Annotated in this window: 8 protein-coding genes; all 8 read right to left on the reverse strand. The window is 76.1% G+C overall.

The genetic code is table 11. The annotated features are described in order from the left end of the window. Positions 1-27: 27 nt before the first annotated feature. Positions 28-972, reverse strand: a complete 945-nt coding sequence (locus ABZU32_RS16000; RefSeq protein WP_354922577.1) for a UDP-glucuronic acid decarboxylase family protein — start codon at positions 970-972, stop codon at positions 28-30. Beyond that, positions 966-1,910 carry a glycosyltransferase family 9 protein gene (locus ABZU32_RS16005; RefSeq protein WP_354922580.1) on the reverse strand — a complete coding sequence of 315 codons (945 nt, stop codon included), beginning with the start codon at positions 1,908-1,910 and terminating at the stop codon, positions 966-968. Before ABZU32_RS16005 ends, ABZU32_RS16000 begins: the two co-directional genes overlap by 7 nt. Before the next feature lie 12 nt (positions 1,911-1,922). Continuing rightward, positions 1,923-2,603 (reverse strand): SDR family oxidoreductase, encoded by a 681-nt coding sequence (locus tag ABZU32_RS16010; protein WP_354922583.1) that lies wholly within the window; start codon positions 2,601-2,603, stop codon positions 1,923-1,925. Between the two features lie 33 nt (positions 2,604-2,636). Then, positions 2,637-4,127 carry a D-glycero-beta-D-manno-heptose 1-phosphate adenylyltransferase gene (gene rfaE2, locus ABZU32_RS16015; protein ID WP_354922586.1) on the reverse strand — a complete coding sequence of 497 codons (1,491 nt, stop codon included), beginning with the start codon at positions 4,125-4,127 and terminating at the stop codon, positions 2,637-2,639. Beyond that, entirely contained in the window at positions 4,124-4,675 is a 552-nt protein-coding gene (locus tag ABZU32_RS16020) for an SIS domain-containing protein (RefSeq protein ID WP_354922589.1), read from the reverse strand. Before ABZU32_RS16020 ends, rfaE2 begins: the two co-directional genes overlap by 4 nt. 88 nt (positions 4,676-4,763) lie before the next feature. Beyond that, positions 4,764-5,795, reverse strand: a complete 1,032-nt coding sequence (locus tag ABZU32_RS16025; protein ID WP_354922592.1) for a glycosyltransferase family 9 protein — start codon at positions 5,793-5,795, stop codon at positions 4,764-4,766. Further along, positions 5,792-6,772, reverse strand: coding sequence for a glycosyltransferase (locus ABZU32_RS16030; RefSeq protein ID WP_354922594.1), 981 nt, complete (start codon positions 6,770-6,772; stop codon positions 5,792-5,794). The genes ABZU32_RS16025 and ABZU32_RS16030 overlap by 4 nt, the downstream gene beginning before the upstream one ends. Continuing rightward, positions 6,769-7,311 (reverse strand): carbamoyltransferase C-terminal domain-containing protein (locus tag ABZU32_RS16035; protein WP_354922597.1); only part of this gene is annotated, 543 nt, incomplete at its 5' end. The genes ABZU32_RS16030 and ABZU32_RS16035, both read right to left, overlap by 4 nt.

A 7,311-nucleotide genomic window follows, 5' to 3' on the forward strand; every position in this document is an offset into this window, starting at 1 on the left:
AGCGCCGCGGCCGGGGCGCGCGGCAGGTCAGCGGGTGCCGATGAGGCGCTCGGCGAACCAGTCGATGGTGCGGCGCAGCCCGGTGGTCACCTCCACCTCCGGCCGCCAGCCGAGGCGCTCGGCCGCCAGCGAGGTGTCCGGGCGCCGGACGCCGGGGTCGTCCACCGGCCGGTCGACGAAGTCGATCGGCGAGGAGGAACCCGCCAGGTCGCGGATGGTCCGGGCCAGTTCCAGCACGGACATCTCCGTGGGGTTGCCGATGTTGACCGGTCCGGCGAAGTCGCTGTCGGCCAGGGTGAGGATGCCCTCCACCGTGTCGTCCACGTAGCAGACCGAACGGGTCTGCCGTCCGTCCCCGGCCACGGTGATCGGCTCGCCGGTGAGGGCCTGGCGGATGAACGTGGGGATGGCCCGGCCGTCGTGGGGCCGCATGCGGGGGCCGTAGGTGTTGAAGATGCGCACGATGGCGGTGTCGGTGCCGTAGGAGTTGCGGTAGGCCGTGGTGAGCGACTCGGAGAAGCGTTTGGCCTCGTCGTACACGCTGCGCGGGCCGACCGGGTTGACGTTGCCCCAGTACGTCTCGCGTTGCGGGTGTTCCAGGGGGTCGCCGTACACCTCGCTGGTGGAGGCCAGCACGAACCGGGCGCCCTTCTCCCGGGCGAGGCCGAGGGCGTGCAGGGTGCCGAGGCTGCCCACCTTGAGCGTCTCGATCGGATGGCGCAGGTAGTCGATGGGCGAGGCCGCAGAGGCGAAGTGCAGCACCTGGTCCACCTGGCCGCTCACGTGGACGAACTCGGTCAGATCGCACTCCACCAGCCGGAACGCGGGGCGTTCCAGCAGGTGCGCGACGTTCTCCGGGGAGCCGGTCAGGAAGTTGTCCATGCACACGACGGCGTCACCCCGCTCCAGGAGCCGCTCACACAGATAGGAGCCGAGGAATCCGGCGCCTCCGGTCACGACGGTTCTCACCATGGATGTCCCTTCAGCAAGGTCGCGATGGCGTCGAGGACGTCCCGGACGTTGATGCGCAGCAGGCCCGGGTCGGGCGTGCCGCCGTGCGGATCCCCGGACCGGCCGGCCCACAGCGGGATGTGCGGCCCGCCCTCGGGCGGCCCCCACAGCCGGGGCGGCGTCGGCCCGAAGAGCACGACCGACGGGGTGGCGTACGCGGTGGCCAGGTGCGCCACGCCGGTGTCGCCGCAGACCACCAGGCGCGCCGACGCGACCAGGGCCGCCAGGTCGCCGATGTTCGTACGGCCGGCCACGACCCGCCGCTCCGGGATCCCGGCGAGGGCCGCGACCCGCAGGGCCAGGTCCCGTTCCGCGTCACCCCCGGTGATGAGCACCCGGTGCCCGGCCCGGTGCAGCCATGCCGCGACCTCGGCGAACCGGTCCGGGGGCCACCGCCTGGCCGGGAAGGCCGCCCCGGGATGGACCACCGCGTACCCGTCCGCCTCGTCCGGGCGCACCATCGGAGGGCGGGACGGCGGGGGGAGCGCCAGGTCGCCCGGGTCGGCGGGCAGGCCGTACCAGCCGAGCAGGGCGCACCACCGGACCACCTCGTGGACGTCGTGCCGCCACGGCGGGCCCTGCACCTGCGGCAGGTCGGGGTGGGCGTGGCAGAGCAGGCGTCCAGGGGAGGTCGCGAGCAGCGCGGCGGTGCTCTGCGGGCCGCTGCCGTGCAGGTTGACGGCGATGTCGGGCGCGCGGACGGGGACCGGGCCGGTGCCGGAGACGTCCACTGAATCGTCCACGGCGTCGATCGTGCGCACCAGCTCCGCCAGCGGCGCGGGCGTCGCCAGGACGATGCGATGCCCGGGGTAGGCGCGCCGCAGCCCGCGCAGGGCGGGCACCGCCGTGAGCAGATCACCCAGTCCCAGCCCGCGCAGGGCCACCAGCACCGGTGCCATCCCGCCCGCCGCTCAGGGCCAGGAGGTCTCGGTGGAGGAGCAGACGACCAGCTCGCGCAGCTCGCAGCCCGCTGGCCGGGTCAGGGCGAACACCACGGTGGCGGCCACCTCCTCGGGGTCGTTCAGCCGGGCGTCCGGCCCCGGCTTGTACTGCTCGTCGCGGTCGTCGAAGAAGTGGGTGTGCATGCCGCCGGGCACCAGCAGCGTGACGCCGACCTCCCCGGCCAGCTCGGCGGCGAGCGCCCGGGTGAAGCCGACGACGCCGAACTTGGCGGCGCAGTAGGCCGTCGCGTCGCTCACGGCGCGCAGGCCGAGGGTGGAGGCGACGGTCACCACGCGGCCCTTCGAGCGCCGCAGGTGCGGCAGGGCGGCCCGCACGACCGAGGCGGTGCCGAGCAGGTTGACCGCGATGACCCGCTCCCAGCGGTCGGCGGCCACGTCCGAGAGCCGCCCGCAGGCGTCGATGCCGGCCGCCGTGAAGACCCCGTCGATGCCGCCGGCCCGCTCGGCCAGCTCGCCGACCGCGCGCTCCGCCTGCGCGCGGTCGGCGAGGTCGGCGATCGCGTGGTCGACGCCGCTGTCGGGGGCGTTGACGTCCACGACCAGCGGCCGCCCGCCCGCCTTGGCGACGGCCTCGGCGGTCGCGCGTCCGAGCCCGGACGCCCCTCCGGTGATCAAGATGTTTCCCAGCACCAGGTCCTCCTCGATGATCGGGTCGTTCGGGCTCTAGGAGGCCGCGCGCACGGCGGCGATGAGGCCGGTGGTGGAGCGGCCGGGGACCAGGGGAAGGATCACGATCTCGCCGCCGGCGCGGTGCACGGCGGCGGCTTCGGGCAGGTCGTGCCCCCGGTAGTCACCGCCCTTGACCCACACGGCGGGCCGCAGGCGCTCGATGGCGGCGACCGGGGTCTCCTCGTCGAAGACCAGGACGGCGTCCACGCACCCCAGGGCCCGCAGCACCTCCACGCGGTCGGTCTCGGCGACCACCGGCCGGTCCGGGCCCTTCACCCGCCTGATCGACGCGTCGGAGTTCAGGCAGACGACCAGCGCGTCGCCGAGGGCGCGGGCGCGGCGCAGCAGGCTGACGTGCCCGGCGTGCAGCAGGTCGAAGCAGCCGCCGGTGGCGACGACCGTCCCGCCCGCCGCCCGCACCCGCGCCGCCACCGCCTCGGCCTCCATCCCGGCCTCGCCGGCGGCCACGGTCATGCGGACCCGAGGGGCCGGGAGGCGGATCGCCGACGCGCCGCCCTGTCCGACGAAAGCGGTGGCGGCGGCGACCGCGGCCGTGACCGCCTCCCGGACCGTCGCGCCATCCGCCATGGCGGCCGCCGCGGCCGCCGCGAACCTGTCGCCGGCCCCGCAGGAGTCCTGGCCGGTGACCGTCCTGGGCGAGGGCACCTGGACGGCCGGTCCGCCGCGCGCGGCCAGCACCGCGCCCCTGCCGCTCAGCGTCACGGCAACCGCCGCCGCCCCGAACCGCTCGGCCAGGTCGCGCGCGGCCTGCCCGGGCGAGGAGTACGGCCGCTCGCACAGGACGCGGGACTCGGCCTCGCTCGGCGTGACCAGCGCGCATCCCCGCGCCGGAGGGCCGCCGCGCGGGTGGGGGTCCCAGATGACGGGCGCGGCCAGGGTGGACAGGACGTCCCTGTACAGATCGGTGACCCCGCGCCCGTAGTCGGACGCCAGCACGGCACGCGCCCCCCGCAGCACGGCGGCGACGCGGTCATCCGGCAGGTCACCCAGCAGGTCATCCGGCAGATCGTGTGGCAGGTCGTGCGGCGTGGCGGCGACGCGGCCGCCCAGCGGGTCACGAAGCACGGCGGCGACGCGGCCGTCCGGCGCGCCGGCCTCGGCGGGACGGCAGGGCGCGCGGCCGTCGCCCGTGTCCAGCCTGACCATGGTCTGGCCGCGGCCCCGCACCCGCGTCTTGCACGGGGTGGCGCCGCGCAGCGGCAGCGGCAGCACCTCGACGTGGCCGGCGAGCAGACCCCTCAGACGGCGGCCCGCCGGGTCGTCGCCGATCGCGGTGACCAGGACGACCTCGGCGCCGTCGCGGGCGGCGAGCAGGGCGGCCAGCCCGGCGCCGCCGGGCCTGGCGTGCTCGGCGGTCACCTCGACGACCGGCGCCGGCGCGTCCGGGCAGAGCCGCTCCACCTCGCCCTCGATGTCCACGTCCAGCAGCGAGTCGCCGATGACGACGATGGGACCCCGGCTCACGCGCACGCCTCTTCCAGCACGGCGCACAGCATGTGGATCACCGCGAGGTGCACCTCCTGGACGGTGGCGGTGTCCTCGGCCGGCACCGCGAGGGCGTCGTCGCACAGTCCGGCCAACGGGTTCGGCGCGGGGCCGGTCAGCGCCCAGGTGGTGAGACCGCAATGCCGCCCGGCCTCGGCGGCCCGCAGGATGTTGGGGCTGCTTCCGCTGGTGGACAGGCATATCAGGACGTCCCCGGGCCTGCCGTGCCCCCGCACCTGCCGTGCGTACACCTCATCGGCCCCGAAGTCGTTGGCGATCGCGGTGATCGTGGAGGTGTCGCAGTGCAGCGGAAGGGCCGCGTAGGGGCGGCGATCGTCGCGATAGCGCCCGACCAGCTCGGCGGTCAGGTGCTGCGCCTCGGCCGCCGATCCGCCGTTGCCGCAGGCCAGCAGCCGCCCGCCGTCGGCCAGCACCCCGGCGAGCTTGCTGCCCCAAGTATGGATCTTCGTGGCCTGGTCGTCGACGGCGGCCAGCGCCGTGCTGAGGCGCAGCAGGTGTGGATGCATGACTAGCCTTCCGCGACGAGGCGGCCGAGCCGGCCACCGATCAGAGCCCGGCCGGCCGACTCGGTCGCGGCGGCGGTCAGTGCGTTCTTCATCGGACCCTCTGTCCCGCCGCGGTCAGGCCGTGTACCGCGCCGAGGACGTGCTCGGGGGTGACCGACGACAGGCAGGGATGCCCAGGGACGGGGCAAACCCGGGCCCGGCTGGCGCGGCAGGGAGCGTTCTGGTCGCCGAGCAGCACCGACGGCACCCGGTACGGCGCCCACCGCGTGGCCGGGACGACCGGCGCGAACAGGCTGACGACCGGCGTGCCGACCGCCGCCGCCAGGTGGGCGGGGCCGGTGTTGGCGACGACGACGGCGCGGGCGCCCGCCAGCACGGCGGCCAGTTCGGCGAAGGTGGTGGCGCCGCCGAGGTCGCGGGCGTCGTCCCCGGCGACCCGGGCGGTCAGATGGCGCTCGCCCCGGGCGCCGGTGACCACGACGCGGTGGCCCGCGCGGGCCAGCGCTTCGACGGCTCGCGCGCAGTGCTCGGCGGGCCAGGCCCGCGCGGGCGCCGTGGCGCCGGGATGCAGGACCACGTAGCCGGGCGGGCCGGTGAGCCGGTCGACCGGCGGCAGCGGCCGGCGCACCGCGAGCGCTCCATCGTCGCCAGGGGGTGGCTCGAACCCGGCGGCCCGGACGAGGCCGAGCATGCGTTCGGCCTCGGGCACGTCCACCGTCTCGTCCACGACGTGGCGGACGTCGAGCAGCGACCCGGGGTAGTCGCCGCTGATCGCGGCGACGCGCGGCACGCCCGCCATCCGCAGCAGCAGCGCCATGGGGAGCGGCGACTGGTGGAAGGAGGTGAGGATCAGCGCCTGAGCCGGGGCCGCCGCGCGGACCGCGCCGACCAGCCGCGCCGTGTGCTCCTCGGTCGCGGGCGGGGGATCGGCGGAGATCCACGGGACGTCCCACTCCAGCACCTCGTCCACGCCGGGCAGCAGCTCCCCGGCGGCGCGGCCCTGGGGGCCGGTGAGCAGGACGACGCGGCGCGCCCTGGCGGCGACGGCTCGGACGGCCGGGCCGGCGAGCAGGACGTCGCCCGCGTTGTCGGACCGCACGACCAGGGCCGTGCCGGTCACCGCCGCACGCTCAGTTCGCCCCGCAGGCGGTGGGCGCAGGCCAGCGGAGGGATGGCGACGCTGGTGACGACCATGCGGGTGATCTCCCTGGGAGTGCGCGGGCCAGGGGAGACGCGCGCCCAGGCGAACTCGGCGGTCATGGCGGCCCACCCCGCCCCCGCCACCACGGCCGCCGTCCCCAGCCGGCGACCCCGCCCGAACAGGCCGCCCGGCCCCGTGGCGCGGCGCGGGACGGCCGCCGTGGCCAGGACCAGGGACAGTACGCCGAGGAAGGTCGTGACGGCATGGCGGCGCAGCCGGCCGGGGGCGCCGCCGATGGCCGAGCGCCAGCCCGGGCCGTGCAGCCGGCGCATGAGGGCGTCGTCGGCGTTGCCCCTCTGGAAGCGCGCGCTGGCCCAGAAACCGTCGTCGCGGACCGGGTGACGGGTGACCCGTTCGCCCTTGACCAGCCGCGATCCCGCCGCACGCACGCGCAGCGCGAGGTCGGCGTCCTCGCGGTAGGCGCGGGGGAACCGCTCGTCGAAACCACCGGTGGCCTCCAGCGCCGCACGCCGGTAGGCGATGTCCGCGGTGATCCACTCGGCGCCGGCCAGGCCCGCGGTGTTGCGCTCGGCGTCGGTGGGACGCCTGTGGGCCGGCAGCGGCACCTCAAGGCGCGCCTGGCTCGCTCCGACGTCGGCGGGAAGGCCGGCGAGGTCCGCGCGCAGGGCCTCGCCCCAGCCGTCCGACGGCACCACGTCGTCGTCCAGGAAGACGACCCACGGGGTGGTGGCCGCGCGCCAGCCGGTGTTGCGGGCCGCGGCGGGGCCCCGGCCGCCCGACCGCAGCATCCGCACGCCCGGCCGCGTCCGGAGCGGCTCGGCCCCGGACGTCAGCGGGCGATCGTCCACCACGATGACCGGAAGGTCCGCATCGACCGCCGCCAGCGTGGCCGCGAGCGAGGCGCGGCCCACGGTGGGCACGACGACCGTGATCACGAGGCGAACACCCCGCTCCTGCGGATGAGGTAAGGGCCGAGGACCAGCACGTCCACCGGGGCGGAGCCGAAGCACTCCAGCGCGTCGCGCGGGTCGTCCACCATGGGACGGCCCGCGGTGTTCAGGCTGGTGTTGACCACCACCGGCACGCCGGTGCGGGCATCGAACTCCGTCAGCAGCCGCGCGAGCAGCGGATCGCGGGTGCGGTCGACGGTCTGGATGCGCGCGGTGCCGTCCACGTGGACGACGGCGGGGATGCGGTCGCGCCATTCGGGGCGCACGTCGTGGACGAACAGCATGTACGGGCTCGCCATCGGGCCACGGGTGAAGATCTCGTGGGCGCGGTCGGCGAGGACCATGGGGGCGATGGGGCGGAACTGTTCGCGGCCTTTGACGGCGTTGAGGCGTTCGGTGTTGCCGGGTCGTCCGGGGTGGGCGAGCAGTGAGCGGCGGCCGAGGGCGCGCGGGCCGTACTCCGAGCGGCCCTGGAACCAGGCCACGATGCGGTCGGCGGCCAGCTCGGCGGCGACGGCGGCGGC

The organism is Sphaerisporangium sp. NPDC005288, from assembly GCF_040607475.1.
In the GTDB taxonomy this organism is placed as follows: Bacteria; Actinomycetota; Actinomycetes; order Streptosporangiales; family Streptosporangiaceae; genus Sphaerisporangium; species Sphaerisporangium rhizosphaerae.